Below are 16168 nucleotides of genomic sequence, written 5' to 3'. Positions count from 1 at the left end.
GTGATCTTCATTCATCGTGATTTTTGTTGTTCTCATTGATTGTGGTTGTTGTTCTCAATGATTGGGTTGTAGTCCTCATTAATTGTGGTTGTAGTTGTCAATAATCGACGTTGGATTCCACATTTATTTCGGTTGTTTTTCTCATTGCCTGGAGCAGCCAAAGTCGCAGTTTTGCATATGCGCGAGACTATAAAAGAATACTTCACATTCAGTAAAAAAGAGCGTACGGGAGTCCTGGTTCTGATCACAATCGTCATCGCAACGGCAGTCGCCCCGGCATTTTATAGCCCGGATGATATCCGGGAAGTGGATAGTACAATGCTTCAACGCTTCAATGACCAGATAAAAGTGCTTGATGCGGGTGATGATTACCGGAATGGTACCGACTCCGCCTATCGTGAACGGCGCGGCGAGTACGGGAACAGGCAATCACCAACGAATGACTCCTGGCATAACCGTGGTTATGCGGACCAAAGGGAGTATGCAGAAAAGAGGGAATATTCCGACAAGAGAGAATATCCGGATAACGGTGATTCTGATATCGGTGACTCGGATAATGATTATGCGGATAATAATGCTGCCGATAATACAAAAAACAGGAACAATTACAGGTCAGAAAAACAAAAATATGGATCAAAAAAGCAAAACGTGGTGATGTTTGATTTTGATCCGAATGCCATCACAACAGCTGGCTGGGTCCGGTTGGGAGTGAGCGAAAGGACAGCAGCTACCATTGATAGATACAGGTCCAAAGGCGGAAGGTTCCGGAAAGCGGAAGATCTTCTGCGCATCTATGGGTTATCGGAGCACGACAAGAAGAGGTTATTACCCTTTGTAAAAATCCGCAATCAGGAATCGCAGACCGGGCGGATCAAGGAATCGATAGAAGGCAGCTTCAACGAACCAGCTGAAGGAAAGCAACCGTATAATCCGGGAAAACCGGTTGATGATCACAAATCTTATCCACGAAAGATCTCCCGAATTATCGACATCAACACAGCGGATAGTATCGCCTGGAGTTCCCTGCCTGGAATCGGCCCGGTACTAAGTCAACGGATCATCAAATACCGCGATCGCCTCGGAGGTTTTTATTCCATTGAACAGGTCGGGGAAGTTTATGGTTTACAGGACAGTGTTTATGAAAAGATTTTTCCTTTTCTTAGCCTGGTGGCCGGGGTCCGCAAAATAAATGTGAATGAGGCGACCCCTCAATTGCTCGGGCAGCACCCATACTTCAGACCACCACTCCCCAGGGCAATCGTTGACTATCGTTCGCAACACGGTAGTTTCAAAGAAATCGATGACCTTAAACAGGTAGTATCAATTACCTCGGAATTGTTTAACCGGATCTCTCATTATTTAACGCTTTGAGTAAAATACCGCTACTATATATAAGTCGGGGAGCCATTATGTTAGCGAAATGCCCGGCAAAATAGTTTCGGCAATGGCTTAGTACTGACGTATAATATTTTTTTAATACTTTAGCTGCGCTACCTACCTAAGCATTCAATTATGAGTCGGGGCGACATGAACGAATTGAAACGCCTGGTTTCTGAGCTGCAATTCAATATCAATTCCAGGTTTGATGCTGTAGACAGCAGGCTCGACACAATATCAAAAGACATCGAATCAATAAATAAAATAACGATGTTTAGAGAAGTGCCTGACAACATTGACCGGTTTGCCAGACAAATAGTTACCCACTAACTGATGGATGCAAAAGATCAAAATAAAAACTAACATTTGTTAGCATTTATCGGCAGAAATTCTTAGATTGCATGGGCCGTTAACGGGTTTAGTTAGCGGATACGGGTGTTAACGAATTGCACCAGCCTATCAACGATTGCTTGCCTTTAATCATTATCAAAGTATGAATTTTCAGTCTTCAGAGCTGACCCAGCAAGTGGCTCAGAGTACCCGTGATTTCGCTAATCAGTATATAAGGCCCCATGTGATGAAATGGGATGAAGCACAGGAACTTCCTGTTGACGTTCTTCGTGAGATGGGTAAGCTGGGTTTAATGGGTGTATTGGTCCCTGAAGAATATGGAGGGGCAGGCCTGAGTTATTTTGAATATGTAAACGTTATACAGGAGGTTGCCCGCGTTTGCGGATCAATCGGACTAAGTGTTGCTGCGCATAATTCTTTATGTACAGGTCATATCCTGAACTTTGGTAACCAGGATCAAAAGAGGAGGTGGTTGCCAAAACTGGCCTCCGGCGAATGGCTCGGTGCCTGGGGCTTAACTGAACCGGGAACCGGGAGTGATGCAGGGAACATGAAAACCACAGCTGTTCGCGAAGGCGAAAACTGGGTATTGAACGGAACCAAATGCTGGATAACGCATGGTATTTCCTGTAATGTTGCGGTCGTAATAGCAAGAACCGGTGAGCCAAGAAGCAAGAATAATGCGACGGCATTCGTGGTAGAGAAAGGCACTAACGGTTTCGCTGGTGGAAAAAAAGAGAATAAACTAGGGATGAGGGCCAGTGAGACGGCAGAAATGATCTTTGATAATTGCACAATTCCGGATAGTAACCGGCTTGGTGAGGTAGGAGCAGGGTTCAAACAATCATTGAAGATCCTGGATGGCGGTCGGATATCAATTGCAGCTTTGTCACTAGGCATCGCGAAAGGGGCTTATGATGCAGCCATAAAGTATTCGAAAGAGCGATACCAGTTTGATCAGCCGATCTCGAATTTCCAGGGCATCTCTTTCAAGCTTGCGGATATGGCTACAGAGATCATGGCAGCTGAGTTGTTGACCATGCAGGCCTGTGATCTCAAGAACCGGGGTGAACAGATGACAAAAGAAGCCGCAATGGCAAAGTATTATGCCAGCGAAGTAGCAGTAAAGGTGTCAAATGAGGCTGTACAGGTTTTTGGTGGCTACGGCTATACCAAGGATTTCCCGGTTGAAAAATTTTATCGCGACAGTAAACTTTGCACGATAGGTGAAGGCACTTCTGAAATTCAAAAACTGGTCATCGCCAGGGAAGTGTTGAAAGACTAAAGCATTCGCAAGTGTTGACAGACTGAATAATCCGGAAGTGTTGAAAGACTAAATCATTCGGAAGCGTTAGACTAAATATTTTTATGTGAAGATGATTGCTTGTCATCTTGGCCTCCGTGGATTTTCGGGGGCCTTTTGTTTATAACACCTCTTGCACTATGAACGCCCTCTACGGGTAAGTCGCCATTAACCCCGGAATAGAGTATGTTTGAATCACGCTTATCTGTCCGGAAAGTATCGTTAATCCAGGAAGTCTTTATCTTCCTTTGGACTGTATTTATCGAACAGCTTATCGATTGCGCCGGAAAACATCGGAAATTTTTCCTTGGTGAAATCCTTTACAATTCCGATCGCTGCATAGGCCTGTTCTTCTGATAAGCCAGCTGCTTTTAAACGTTCTACAAGATCCTGCATGGTGAGATGATTGATGGGTTTGAAAACTGTTTAATATCGCAAAATGAGCGCAAACAAAAACCGGGCAAAACCCGGTTTCTAAATTAGATTATATCGCTAAGGAAAGTGTAATTTATATTGACTAAATAAACTGGACCTAAAGAACAGGAAATTGGACTCAGATAACAGCATTGCTCATCAGGCTACCTTCAGAAGGCTCATCTTGCTGTGATCAAATTTGTCACGTGCGTACTGGATGTTTACATTGAAAGCCGTCTGTTTGGTTGAAGGCATTTCAAACATGGCATCGGTGAGGATGCTTTCACAAATGCTTCTGAGGCCCCTCGCTCCGAGCTTATACTCGAGTGCCTTGCTGACCATGAAGTCGAGCACTTCTTCTTCAATGGTTAACTGTATACCTTCCAGTTCGAACAGTTTACGATACTGCTTGTACAGCGCGTTTTTTGGTTCTGTAAGAATTGAACGAAGGGTTGATTTATCCAGCGGGTTCAGGTGCGTAACCACCGGCAAACGACCCAACAATTCGGGTATCAATCCAAAACTTTTAAGATCGGTTGCGTTGATATACTGAAGCAGGTTTTTCTTCATGTTGTCCTGCAGTTCCTTATTCACGTTGAACCCGATTGAATTGGTATTCACCCTGCGGGCGATAACCTTGTCAATTCCATCGAATGCCCCACCGCAGATGAAAAGTATATTTTGTGTGTTTATCTTTATCAGCTTCTGCTCCGGATGTTTACGCCCACCCTGTGGCGGCACAAGTACATCAGTGCCTTCCAGTAATTTTAGCAGGCCTTGTTGTACTCCTTCACCACTTACATCGCGGGTAATTGAAGGATTGTCGCCTTTGCGGGCAATCTTATCAATCTCATCGATGTAAACTATACCTCTTTCGGCAGCGGTAACATCGTAATTGCAAACCTGCAGAAGCCTGGTGAGTATGCTTTCGACATCTTCACCAACATAACCGGCTTCGGTGAATACGGTAGCATCCACGATAGCGAATGGAACGTTCAGCAATTTAGCGATGGTCTTTGCAAGCAGGGTTTTACCGGTACCGGTTTCACCCACCATCACGATATTGCTCTTTTCTATTTCGATGTCATTGTCAGCAGGTTTTTGCTGCAACCTTTTGTAATGATTATAAACTGCTACTGCAAGCACGCGTTTAGCTTCGTCCTGCCCGATAATGTATTCATCCAGGAAACGTTTAACCTCTACTGGTTTCTTTACATTGAGCTTGAACTGGGAGGCTGATGTTGAATTATCGTTCCGGATCATCAGCTCCTGCTCGATGATTTCCCTCGCGTGTTCAACACAGTTCTCACAAATATGACCTTCCTGCCCGGCGATCAGGATCTTCACTTCATCCCGGCTCCGGCCACAAAAGGAACAATGTAATGTTGTTTTTGCCATTTTATTCAGTCTGATTGCAAAGGTATCCAACAAATTGGATTATACTACCAATTTCTCTGGATATCTTGATAAAGGCCGGCGAAAAACCGGCCTTTTATAATTCTTTTATAATTTCTCAACTAGCTGATCCACAATGCCGTAATCAATCGCCTCCTTTGCGTCCATCCAGTAATCCCGGTCGAAGTCCTTCATGATCTGCTCTGGCTTTTTACCGCAGTTTGCAGCAAGTATCCTGGCACCTATTTCTTTGACACGTTTTGTTTGTTTCGCCTGGATTTCCAGGTCAACGGAAACGCCCTGGATATAACCACCCAGGCTCGGTTGGTGGATCATCACTTCCCCATGCGGAAATATGAACCTTTTGCCTTTCACACCGCCGCTGAGCAGGATGGAACCCATAGAAGCCGCAAGGCCCATGCAAATGGTACTTACAGGACTCTTCAGCATCCGCATTGTATCGTAGATCACCATTCCACTGGTCACCACGCCTCCCGGGCTGTTGATAAAAAACTTGATCTCTTCACCGGGCTTATCTGCATCCAGCAGCAAAAGTTTTGTGGTAACATCTTTTGCCGATTTATCATCTACCACACCCCATAAATACACGGCGCGGTTTTGAAAAAAGTACTTTTCGAGTTTCTTGGCATACATGGCCGCTTCGGCTCCTTTATCTTTTACCGGTTTTTCTTCCGGCTCATCATCATCATCTCCGTTTTCACTGACCAGTGGTTTCAATAAATATCCTGGATTAATAATCATAATTTTTTCTTTGATAATTTTAATAAGGGGATTAATCTTTTCTATCCTTTCTTGGGTTTGTTACCAGTACTTCATCTACGAGGCCGTATTCTTTTGCTTCTTCAGATGTAAGCCAGTAATCACGGTCGCAATCCTTCTCAACCTGTTTGAGCGACTTACCCGTATGGTTGGAAATAATATCGTACAGATTTTTTTTGATCTTTTTTATCTCGGCAACAGTGATCTCAATATCGCTGGCCTGTCCGCCTATGGCACCACTAGGCTGATGGAGCATCACACGGCTATGCTTAAGCGCAGTTCTTTTACCAGATGCACCTGCGGTCAGCAGAACTGCACCCATAGAGGCAGCCATACCAATACAGATGGTAGAGACATCAGGAGTTACATATTGCATCGTGTCGTATACACCGAGGCCTGAATAAACGCTGCCACCGGGGCTGTTTATATACATCTGAATGTCGCGCTGGCGATCTGTGCTGTCAAGGAACAACAACTGGGCAGTGACGATGTTCGCAACTTCATCGTTGATCGGGTATCCGAGGAAGATAATGCGGTCCATCATCAAACGGCTATACACATCCATAACCGCAATATTCATTGGTCTTTCCTCAATGATATTAGGAGTCAGGTTCGTGATCATGTGCTTGTTGTAATCGTTCAATGTATTACTGGAGATCCCGCGGTGTTTAACCGCGTAGTTTTCAAATTCTTTTCCTAAATGCATATGATATTGTTAATGAGTAATTTTAATTGTGACCGGCAATTTAAGCCATTGTAGGAAACCAAATACCATGCAAAATAAAAAAACGGACAAATTGGCGTTCGTCTAAACGAAACCGGCATGAAAAGCAGCCAAAAGACTTGCATTCATGCCGGTAACTTTATTCCTGTACTGTAGCCGCTAACGAGGCCGGGTACCGGAGAATTAAATGATCAATGCTGGTGATGCTGATGTTTAGCAGTTTCTTTAGCGAAATCATCAACGCTGATCTCCTGCTCCGCTGCATTCACTTGCTGATCAGCGAAACTGAACACCTTGTCGGTCTGGATACGATGATAAGCATCTTCAACAAATTTCTTATCCTGCATCATTTTGTTAACATATTCCGTGATCCATGGTTGTTCTGCATCTCCCGCATTCATACCCATGTAACCAAAAAGCTGCTGTTTAGCGAAGGCCTTCAGATCTTCAGGGAGAACTTCTATCTTATTTTCACGAACGATCTTGTCGATGATCAGGGTCCATTTTAACTGGTTTACAAAAGAGGGGAATTCCGCTTCAACTTCTTCTTCAGTTTTTTTCTTTTCCTCGTTTGTCTGCATCCATTTTTTCAGGAAGCTTTCAGGGAACTCGATATTGGTATGATCGAGTAACACATGATAGATCTCATGCTGCAGGTGATTGCGGCTCTGGGTCTCCCAGTACGACTCAATATCTTTCTTGATTTCTGCCCTGAACTCTTCTTCAGTAGGGATGTTCTTCGCGGGGAACGCGGTTTTGAAAAATTCTTCGTTGAGTTCCGGCTTTTCTACATGACCAACCTTTGTTATATCGAGCCGGAAGCGGCGCTCAGCAGCTGCGGGATCATTTTTGTCAAGGCCCAGGTCACTGATGATCCATTCTCTTTCTTTTGGCTCAAACGCTTCAGACAACCGGACATTGACAGTGTCACCAATCTTTTTTCCCATCAGGTTAGGGCGGAAGCTTTCTGAGAAATATTTGACAAGGAGCGAATTATCTTTTTTGATACCGCCTTCTACTTCATTTCCGTCAGCGTCAATTTCAGTAAAGGTCAGGTTCAGGACATTTTCATCACCGGTTACTGATTCGGGGTCGGTCATTTTACCATTTCTCAGGCGGACACGCTCGATCTCGTCATTGATCATTTCGTCTGTCACTATGACCTTGTAACGGGTAAGCGGTTCAGAACGCAGATCAGGTAACTGGAATTCCGGTTTGAGACCCACTTCGAATGCAAAGGCGTATTCGTCCGGTTTGTTCATGTCGATCTGGCGCGCATCGTTCTCCGAAAGTGGGAGGGGTTGAGCAAAGATCTCCAGCTTTTCAGACGTCATGTAGGTATTAAGTTCCTTCTCAACGGTTCTTAGTACCTCTTCGGTAAAAACAGCGGGGCCATGCATCTTTTTGATCATGCCGGCGGGAACCATTCCTTTACGGAAACCCGGGATATTTGCAGATTTGCTGTAAGTTTTTAATGCTTTTTCAAAAGAAGGCAGATAATCATTGGTGCCTACTTTCACTGTGATTTTGTCGTTCAGCAGACCAATATTCTCTCTTGTTACTGTTGCCATATATTTTTATTTGAAAATGTCCCAAATTTTATTTTGGGGTGCAAAGGTAAGAATACAGTTGAATATTTTCAGATCGAATATTTTAACTTTTATCTGGCAATTTCCGGGGAGTTCATTCGCAATTTCCGGGATTTCAGCCATCATGAAGCACCAGCAGCGGGATTTTGGTCTGATGGGCCATTTCGGCGGTATGGATCTTATTGAATAATCTTTCAAAAAATGTATGCTTATGGGCCAGCATTACCAGCATCTGGATATCGTGTTCATCAACGTAGTGGTTGATGCCGTGAGTGATTGATTCGTCGGTGATAATTGTAAAGCTGTGGTTGACGGTGCCGAGCAAAGCCGAAATGTTCTTTTTCGAAAGAAGTTCCCGCTCGCTGCTCTCGCTGATCCCGGCTTTCCTGATGTGGACGATATGTACCTGCCCCTGGAATTTTTCTGCTATGTCCAGCATCGGGCGGAAAAGATTGGCAGAAAATGAATAACTGAAATCGCTGGCATAAACAATCTGTTTTATGGGGTTGAACACTGCGTTATGCGGTACCACCAACACGGGTGTCTTTGCTTTTCTTACTACACTTGCCGATGTGTTTCCTATTAAATTGTCAAGGCCTCCTGCACCGCGCATGCCAATAACGATCAGGTCGGCTTTTGCCTCCTGGGCAGCCAGCGTTATCTCTTCTGAGGGCATACCGATCTGGACCTGGCTCTCTACCTCAATATCAAAATTTTCATGCAATTCAGCGGCTTCACGGCGGATCATCTGTTCGTTTTCCGTCTGAAGTTCATTCACGGAGATCATGACGTACGGGACCTCGGTAACCGGCGTTGGCATCATGTAGGCATGAAAGAGGATCAGTTTTGCTTTGTATGCCTTGGCAAGGGATGCAGCATAAATACTCGCGGTTCTTGAAGAAGGGGAAAAGTCGATTGGAACAAGTAGTGTATCCATAACCGTAATTTTCCTAAAGTTACAAATATAAAAACGGTCCCGCTACCTGGCGGGACCGTTTGTGCGCATGGAGGGACTCGAACCCCCACGGATCACTCCACCAGATCCTAAGTCTGGCGCGGCTACCAATTACGCCACATGCGCAATCTGTAATCGGATCCACCTTAAAAGTCAGTCAACCTTTCCTTTAAGGTTTGCAAAAGTAGGAGTTTTAATAGAAATAGAGAAAACACTTTCTTTTTTGTAAATTCGTAGAGATAATAAGATGAAACACCCAGGTTGGATTTTGACACCCTTGGAGATGTGTACAGGGAGTTTCTCCCGCACGTGCGGGAACAATTTAAAATAATTATGAAGGGATGAATGGATACAGTTGCTGCAATACCCAAATATAACCTGAACGAAGAGCAGGAAAAGAAGTTGATTTTGCGTGAGTACCGGGCTATGTTACGCGGATTGAAGCCGAAATTAAAACCCGGAGATAAGGAGCTTGTGCGCGTTGCATTTGAAATGGCAGCCGAAGCACATGTTACCACCCGCCGTAAAAGCGGTGAGCCCTACATACTTCATCCGTTGGCCGTAGCCCGGATCTGTATCGAGGAAATTGGCCTTGGTGTGCGGTCGACCATCTGCGCTTTACTGCATGACACCGTTGAAGACACAGATATCACCTTAAGAGATATAGAGCGCGAGTTCGGCTCCGAAATTGCGCGTATTGTTGACGGACTCACCAAAATCTCCAATGTAATTGATGTCAATGCTTCGCAGCAGGCAGAAAATTTCAAAAAAATATTACTGACCCTTACTGATGATCCAAGGGTTATCCTGATCAAACTGGCAGATCGCCTGCATAACATGCGGACGATGGACAGCATGAAAAGGGAGAAGCAGCTTAAGATTTCTTCGGAAACCGTTTATGTATATGCACCCCTCGCACACCGAATGGGCTTGTATAATATAAAAACGGAAATGGAAGATCTTTCCATGAAATATCTTGAGCCGGAAGAATACAAAGAGATCGCCAGGAAACTTGCTGAAACCAAAAGAGAGAGATCAAGATATATCAATGAGTTTGTAAAACCGATCAAGGAAAAACTCGAAAAGGGCAACTTCCAATTTGAACTTTACGGGCGTCCGAAAAGCATACACTCTATCTGGAACAAGATGCGCAAAAAAGGAGTTGCCTTCGAAGAAGTGTATGACCTGTTTGCGATCCGTGTGATTCTGAATTCACCGCAGGAACGGGAAAAGGAAGATTGCTGGAAGGTTTACTCATTGATCACTGATGAATACACCCCTGCTCCCGAACGCCTGCGCGACTGGCTGAGCAATCCAAAAGCAAACGGCTACGAAGCGCTGCATACCACGGTGATGGGACCCCAGGGAAAATGGGTTGAAGTACAGATCAGGACAAAGAGGATGAATGAGATTGCCGAGAAAGGTCTTGCTGCACACTGGAAATACAAAGAAGGTACCTCAGATGAAAGCCGGTTTGATAAATGGTTTCACCAGATCCGGGAAATGCTTAACAACCCGGATACCGATACAGTGGATTTTCTCCAGGATTTCAAGACCAGTTTTCTTGCGGAAGAGATCTATGTTTATACGCCTAAGGGAGATGTAAAAATGTTGCCGGTTGGCTCAACAGCACTGGACTTTGCATTTGCTATCCATACGATGGTCGGCTCGCAGTGTATTGGTGCCAAACTGAATCACAAACTGGTGCCCATTAGTCACAAGCTTCGCAGCGGGGACCAGGTTGAGATTATCACTTCAGCTAAACAAAAGCCGAATGAAGACTGGTTGAAACTGGTTGTAACTGCAAAGGCGAAAACCAAGATCAAAGATTCACTAAAAGAAGAAAAACGAAAAGTTGCAGATGACGGTAAATACATGTTGCAGAAAAAGCTGGAGAATTTCGGTGCAGCCTACACGCAGCATAATGTAGACATACTTACTGCCTACTATAAACTACCATCTCCACTTGACCTCTATTACCAGATTTCGGTAAAAACGATCGACCTGAAAGAACTCCATGAGTTCCAGCTTCTCGGTGACAAACTTGAGCCTCCCAAACCGGTGAGAGTGATCCAGGAAGTAAAAACGGAAAGTGCGGCCCAGGCGGCAATGGCAAAAAAAGATGCAGAGCTGATCATCTTTGGTGAAAGCAGCGACCGCATCGTGTACAATCTTGCAAACTGTTGCAAACCGATTCCCGGAGACGATGTATTCGGGTTTGTAACCACCGGTAAAGGGCTGACCATTCACCGTACCAATTGCCCGAATGCGGCGAAACTAATGGCAAATTATGGCCACCGCGTGGTTAAAACCAAATGGGCGAAAAACAAAGAAATATCCTTCCTCACGGGTCTTAAGATCGTTGGGCTTGATGATGTGGGCGTGATCCATAAAATTACTAACCTTATCTCCGGTGAACTGAAGATCAATATCAATGCAATGACCATCGAAGCCAAAGAGGGCCTCTTTTTTGGAAATGTCAGGATTTATGTGCATGATAAGGAAGAGCTTGATGAGCTCGTGGTAAGACTGAAAAAACTTCCTGGTATCGAAACGGTTGACCGTTATGATACAGAATCCCCATAATAAGCTACAGCTCAAAATGCCTTCCGCATATTAACCTAATCTACCTATTTTTGCCGCTCTTCAAGCAAAACTTAAAAGCAAATCAATGGTTGATGTATTATTAGGTCTTCAATGGGGCGATGAAGGCAAAGGCAAGATTGTGGATTTCTTTGCGCCCCAGTACGATGTTATTGCACGATTCCAGGGCGGACCAAATGCGGGTCATACTTTATACGTGAACGACAAAAAAATTGTTCTTCACCAGATACCTTCAGGCATCTTCCACGAAAATACCATTAACCTGATCGGCAACGGAGTGGTCCTTGACCCGGTAACCCTGAAAAGGGAATGTGAAGCCGTTAAGGCGTTCGGCGTCAACTATAGTAAGAATTTATATATCGCTCAGCGTACCCATGTTATCCTTCCAACGCACAGGGCACTTGATAAAGCTTCAGAATTAATAAAGGGAAGTGAAAAGATCGGGTCAACACTCAAAGGTATAGGCCCCGCCTATATGGATAAAACCGGCCGTAATGGTTTAAGGGTAGGTGATCTGTTCGACAAAACTTTTACAACGCAGTATATCAAGCTCAGGCTGAAACATCAGAAACTGCTTGACAGCATGAATTTCCATGAGGATATTTCAGCCTGGGAAGAAGAATTTTTCGAAGCCGTTGAATTTATGAAAGAATTCAAAATTGTAAACGGAGAGTATTTTATCAATGAAAAAATCAGGCAGGGAAAACGAGTGTTGGCAGAAGGGGCGCAGGGCTCTATGCTTGACGTTGACTTCGGAACATTTCCATATGTTACTTCATCCAATACCATCTCAGCCGGAGTTTGTACAGGCCTGGGAATCGCTCCACAACACATTAAAGACGTAATCGGAGTAACCAAGGCCTATTGCACCAGGGTTGGTGGTGGACCCTTCCCCACAGAACTACATGACGCCACCGGTGAAGAATTAAGGAAGATCGGGGCTGAGTTCGGAGCAACAACCGGCAGACCACGCAGATGCGGTTGGATAGACCTGGTAGCGCTTAACTTCGCCTGCATGATCAATGGGGTCACTAAACTGGTTATGACAAAGGCCGACGTTCTGGATGCTTTTGAAGACCTGAAAGTGTGCACTGCGTATAATATCAATGGCAGCCAGACCAAAGAAGTACCTTTCCAGATGACCAGGCTTAAAATTGAACCGGAACTTCAATCTTTCAAAGGTTGGAACAAAGACATCACAGCTCTGAAATCGGCTACAGAATTACCTGGTGAAATGTCTCAGTATGTTGACTTCATTAATAACTACCTTGGAGTAAATATTCACTTTATATCGAACGGTCCAGGCAGGGATCAATTAATAAAAATTCACTAACTTGATTAGAGAAAATTATTGAAATAAACAGGTGTTTTCTTTAAAAAATTACCGCTTAAAAATTTTTAAAAAAAAGTTTGGCGAATTAAAAACTTCGCTGAAATTTTACAGTAATCTTATTATTGCAATTGGATCCTAACAAAAGAAACCCGGGCTTTTCCACTGATCCAATTTTAATCAATTAATTGAAAAATCATTAACCCCCGGTAAAATCTTACCAGACTATGGCCACAAAATCTGACAAAGACAAAAAGACCGGCGGTGCACCAAAGTCTTCTAAGGAAACTCCTAAGAAAGATGCATCCAAGGCGAAGAAAGTAAATGAGGATGAGGAGGATGATGATTTGGGTGACGATGAAGAGTTGGACACTCCTAAGGCAGGCGCCAAAAAATCTGCAAAAGGCACTACTGCAAAAAAGAAGGATGAGGACGCTGATGACGACGATGATGACGATGCAGCAGATGAACCAGATGATTGGGAAAAGCCGGAGGAAGAAGAAAACTGGGATCCCGATTTTGAGGAGTTTGATCTGCCTAAATCAAAGGTTAAGAAAACAGGTGGCACCGGCGCCGGTAAGAAAGCTGGCAAGGGGGATGACGACGATGATCTTAGCGTAGATGAAGAATTCAAAGATCTTGACCTCTTCAATGACCGTGGCTTTGATGATGATGACGATGACTACTGATCATCACGCTGCAGGTAATCGTAAATGATTTCGTGGTAATGAGTACCTGGTTGAATATTTTGCAGCGTTCCAATTAACTAAGTGAACAGAAATTTCGTTTCATATCCTATTCAGGATTTCGACAACACAAAATTACAAATGTTGAACTGGGCCAACCGGTTCAACATTTGTTGTTTTTTGGATAACAATGGCTATGATTCCGGCCATCATAAAATAGAATGCCTTGTCGGAGCAGGGGCAATGCATTCGTTAACGGCCAGCAGCGGGAACGCCCTGGCTCAACTCCAGGAGTTTGGCAATTTACACCAGGACTGGATCTTCGGGCATCTTGGTTATGATCTGAAAAATGAGACCGAACAGTTAACTTCTTCGCATCCCGACAGGATCAGTTTTCCCGACTTGTTTTTTTTTGTTCCCGAGATAGTTGTAGAGCTAACGGCAAACAGTATGCGGATAGGTACCATCGGCGACGCTACTCATTCTGCCTACAATGAGATAATCAATATCCATTTGCCGGGAACCAGGGATGAAGCCGTAACAGGTCAGGAGTTGAATGCGGGTTTCGATATCCGCGAGCGCTACTCAAAAGATGAATACCTGCACACGATCAATCTGCTTAAGCAACATATCCTTCGGGGGGACTGTTACGAGATCAATTTTTGCCAGGAATTCTATGCTGACAATATTTCAATGAACCCTGTCGAGGTGTTTCTGAGACTGAACCGTTTGTCTCCAAACCCGTTTTCTGCGTTTTATAAACTTGATGATAAGTACCTGATTTGTGCGAGCCCGGAACGATACCTTAAAAAAGAAGGGACCAGGGTTATCTCGCAACCCATTAAAGGCACCCTCAAGCGCCCACTTAACGATACTGACGATGATGCTGCCAACCGGCAACGCCTGTCCGTAAGTGCCAAGGACAGGTCTGAAAACGTTATGGTGGTCGATCTAGTGCGTAATGATCTGTCAAGAATATGCGTTGAAGGTTCAGTTAAGGTAGACGAGTTGTTCGGCGTTTATACGTTCCCACAGGTTTACCAGATGATTTCCACTGTAAGTGGCGAATTAAAGTCTGATATGGACTGGCTTGAAGTTATCCGGGCCACTTTTCCGATGGGATCCATGACGGGAGCTCCGAAGCAGATGGTACTAAAGCTGATCGAAAGATATGAGCGTTCGAAAAGGGGCATATTCTCCGGGGCCATAGGATATATCAGCCCTGAAAAAGACTTTGACTTGAATGTGGTAATCCGGAGCCTGATATATAATCAAAGCACCGGGTATCTATCGTTTCCTGCCGGTTCAGGCATCACGTTTTACAGCGACCCCGAATCAGAATATGAAGAATGCCTGCTAAAAGTAGCCGCGATACGGAGTATCCTTAGGTAAGGCGATAAAAAAAGGGAACCATAAATTATTATGATTCCCTGTTGATTGTCTTAAGAGTTTGAAGGTTATTGTCCTGCGTCAGTCCTTACAGTCATAACCGTATTGGAATTCATCATTGACTGAACTGAATCATTCAGGATGTTATACTTGTTGGCGTTAAATAGTTCCATTTTATCGGCAGGCAACTTCAGTTCATAGGCGTTGTCGCTGCTGGACATTTTTTTGTCGAATTCAGGATTGTATCGAAGGAAATCTTCGTGGCTCATCATGATGTTTTTCGAGATCATTTCAGAGCGATACTTACCGGAGACGATCAGCGTTTTTGCGTTTGCTTTCTCTTTACTGGTAAGTTTCCTGTTCAGTAAATAAGTGGCTGTTACCCCGATTTGTTTTTTTGCTTCTGCGTTAGTGAGTGTTGTTACACCCCCTGAGCCTTCAAAAATATAATGAGTTCCGATAAATTTTTTGACATGTGTTCTGGATTCGGCCGGAAGGAAATTCTGTAATTTCCAGAAGTTACGGCTTCCACCACTTTTCCGGATGGCACTGTAAACATTACCCGGACCGCCATTATAAGCAGCGATAACCAGTAACCAGTCGCCAAATTCTTTGTAAAGGTCAATCAGGTATTTCGAAGCGGCATGGGTACTCTTTTTGTAATCGTACCTGTCATCCCTTGTTTTGTTAACGGTCAGACCGAGTTCGCGGGCGGTAACCGGCATCAATTGCCATGGACCGACAGCTCCTGCCCATGATTTAGCTTTAATCTTAAGCTGTGATTCTATAAAGGCAAGATATTTTAACTCAACTGGTAATCCGTACTGTGAAAGTATGCCCTCAATAGTTTTGAAATAAGGCGTACATGAAGACTTCATAGCCAAAAGATCATCGGAGTTTTTCTCCATATAATCTTCTACGAACTCAACAGCCTTGGCATTTAATAGTATTCCGGCTTTTGTATCTTGCTCGAAAAGATCTTCGAAGCCTTCTGTATTAGTAGTTGTATCAAATTTACCAGGCGACTGTATAGTATCCCTGAGGATAATAGTTTTTACAGCGGGTGTTTTCTCTGATACTTTTTTTGCCGGTCGCTTTGTTCCTGTAGTTGCTTTCTTTTTAACGGTTGTTTTTGAAGACGTGGTAGTCTTCTTTTTTTCTCCGTCGTTCGCAGATACGAGGTTCAGCGTTCCAATGCACAAAATGGCGAGCAGAAATAATTTTTGTTTCATCATCATTTTAATTTGCTCAACAATGCCGACGCTCAGGTA

At 44.1% G+C, this 16168-nt stretch carries 14 protein-coding genes and 1 tRNA gene; 7 read left to right on the top strand and 8 right to left on the bottom strand.

The window, feature by feature from the left end; all coding sequences use genetic code 11:
- Positions 1–177: 177 nt before the first annotated feature.
- The 3 genes from ACX0G7_RS05990 to ACX0G7_RS05980 all read left to right on the top strand — a co-directional run bounded on the left by ACX0G7_RS05990 (position 178) and on the right by ACX0G7_RS05980 (position 3013).
- Complete coding sequence (locus ACX0G7_RS05990; RefSeq protein WP_458922523.1) at positions 178–1371, top strand: ComEA family DNA-binding protein; 1194 nt, start codon at positions 178–180, stop codon at positions 1369–1371.
- A gap of 141 nt (positions 1372–1512) precedes the next feature.
- On the top strand, positions 1513–1707 hold the full coding sequence (locus ACX0G7_RS05985) for a hypothetical protein (RefSeq protein ID WP_458922522.1): 195 nt from the start codon (positions 1513–1515) through the stop codon (positions 1705–1707).
- Between the two features lie 163 nt (positions 1708–1870).
- The gene (locus tag ACX0G7_RS05980; RefSeq protein WP_458922521.1) at positions 1871–3013 is read left to right on the top strand and encodes an acyl-CoA dehydrogenase family protein; all 1143 of its coding nucleotides are present in this window, start codon (positions 1871–1873) and stop codon (positions 3011–3013) included.
- Between the two features lie 240 nt (positions 3014–3253).
- Here the strand turns inward: ACX0G7_RS05980 and ACX0G7_RS05975 are convergent, their stop codons facing one another.
- From ACX0G7_RS05975 to ACX0G7_RS05945, 7 genes are all read right to left on the bottom strand, one after another.
- Positions 3254–3427, bottom strand: a complete 174-nt coding sequence (locus ACX0G7_RS05975) for a hypothetical protein (protein WP_458922520.1) — start codon at positions 3425–3427, stop codon at positions 3254–3256.
- Positions 3428–3604: 177 nt separating this feature from the next.
- A complete protein-coding gene (gene clpX / locus ACX0G7_RS05970) occupies positions 3605–4843 on the bottom strand; it encodes an ATP-dependent Clp protease ATP-binding subunit ClpX (protein ID WP_458922519.1) in 1239 nt (412 codons plus the stop codon).
- A 105-nt stretch (positions 4844–4948) separates the two neighbouring features.
- A complete protein-coding gene (locus ACX0G7_RS05965) occupies positions 4949–5602 on the bottom strand; it encodes a ClpP family protease (RefSeq protein ID WP_458922518.1) in 654 nt (217 codons plus the stop codon).
- Positions 5603–5633: 31 nt separating this feature from the next.
- Entirely contained in the window at positions 5634–6326 is a 693-nt protein-coding gene (locus tag ACX0G7_RS05960) for a ClpP family protease (protein WP_458922517.1), read from the bottom strand.
- A 209-nt stretch (positions 6327–6535) separates the two neighbouring features.
- Positions 6536–7915, bottom strand: coding sequence for a trigger factor (tig, locus tag ACX0G7_RS05955; RefSeq protein ID WP_458922516.1), 1380 nt, complete (start codon positions 7913–7915; stop codon positions 6536–6538).
- Positions 7916–8048: 133 nt separating this feature from the next.
- Positions 8049–8870, bottom strand: a complete 822-nt coding sequence (locus ACX0G7_RS05950; protein ID WP_458922515.1) for a universal stress protein — start codon at positions 8868–8870, stop codon at positions 8049–8051.
- Positions 8871–8932: 62 nt separating this feature from the next.
- Positions 8933–9014 (bottom strand) — tRNA-Leu (locus ACX0G7_RS05945).
- 219 nt (positions 9015–9233) lie between these two features.
- Here ACX0G7_RS05945 and ACX0G7_RS05940 point away from each other — a divergent pair.
- The 4 genes from ACX0G7_RS05940 (at position 9234) to ACX0G7_RS05925 (ending at position 14900) form a co-directional block, all read left to right on the top strand.
- On the top strand, positions 9234–11474 hold the full coding sequence (locus tag ACX0G7_RS05940; protein ID WP_458922514.1) for a RelA/SpoT family protein: 2241 nt from the start codon (positions 9234–9236) through the stop codon (positions 11472–11474).
- Between the two features lie 85 nt (positions 11475–11559).
- On the top strand, positions 11560–12825 hold the full coding sequence (locus ACX0G7_RS05935) for an adenylosuccinate synthase (protein WP_458922513.1): 1266 nt from the start codon (positions 11560–11562) through the stop codon (positions 12823–12825).
- Positions 12826–13049: 224 nt separating this feature from the next.
- Positions 13050–13511: a hypothetical protein gene (locus tag ACX0G7_RS05930; RefSeq protein WP_458922512.1), complete on the top strand. Its 462-nt coding sequence runs from the start codon at positions 13050–13052 to the stop codon at positions 13509–13511.
- Positions 13512–13592: 81 nt separating this feature from the next.
- A complete protein-coding gene (locus ACX0G7_RS05925; protein ID WP_458922511.1) occupies positions 13593–14900 on the top strand; it encodes an anthranilate synthase component I family protein in 1308 nt (435 codons plus the stop codon).
- A 65-nt stretch (positions 14901–14965) separates the two neighbouring features.
- Here ACX0G7_RS05925 and ACX0G7_RS05920 read toward each other — a convergent pair whose 3' ends face one another.
- Positions 14966–16129: a lytic transglycosylase domain-containing protein gene (locus ACX0G7_RS05920; protein WP_458922510.1), complete on the bottom strand. Its 1164-nt coding sequence runs from the start codon at positions 16127–16129 to the stop codon at positions 14966–14968.
- Positions 16130–16168 lie beyond the last annotated feature (39 nt).

Source organism: Flavitalea antarctica (assembly GCF_054461535.1).
Note: the sequence above shows the minus strand (reverse complement) of the source record. Positions and strands in the feature narration are given on the sequence as shown.